This is a genomic window from Flagellimonas flava (genome assembly GCF_050617915.1).
GTDB lineage: Bacteria > Bacteroidota > Bacteroidia > Flavobacteriales > Flavobacteriaceae > Flagellimonas > Flagellimonas flava_A.
The window spans coordinates 1-233 of the sequence record NZ_JBODQE010000206.1 but is presented as its reverse complement, the minus strand read 5'-3'; the positions used below and the strand labels follow the sequence as shown (position 1 = coordinate 233).

The 233-nt window shown below is 41.6% G+C and carries 1 protein-coding gene; it reads right to left on the bottom strand.

Features of this window, described 5'->3' with window-relative positions; translation table 11 throughout:
* A partial coding sequence (locus ACRHOZ_RS21555; RefSeq protein ID WP_431130460.1) for a hypothetical protein occupies positions 1-233 on the bottom strand: 233 nt, incomplete at both ends.

Genomic DNA, 233 nt, shown 5'->3' with positions numbered 1-233 from the left:
GGGTTATTTTTAAACAGTTCATAATCCAGCGAGTATGAGGGCCTGATATATAGTGCAGATTTCCGTTTCCGCTTCATGTTGGCCTCCTTGTCCAATTTATTCTCAGTCTCAATGGCCTCTTTAAGTCGTATCAAATCTGCCCCATCCACTTTAAAAGGTATGTTTTCAGGTAACACCACGGGATAAGCACTAACATAGTCAACTTCATTGGACTTTAGAGGCAGAGACTCCAT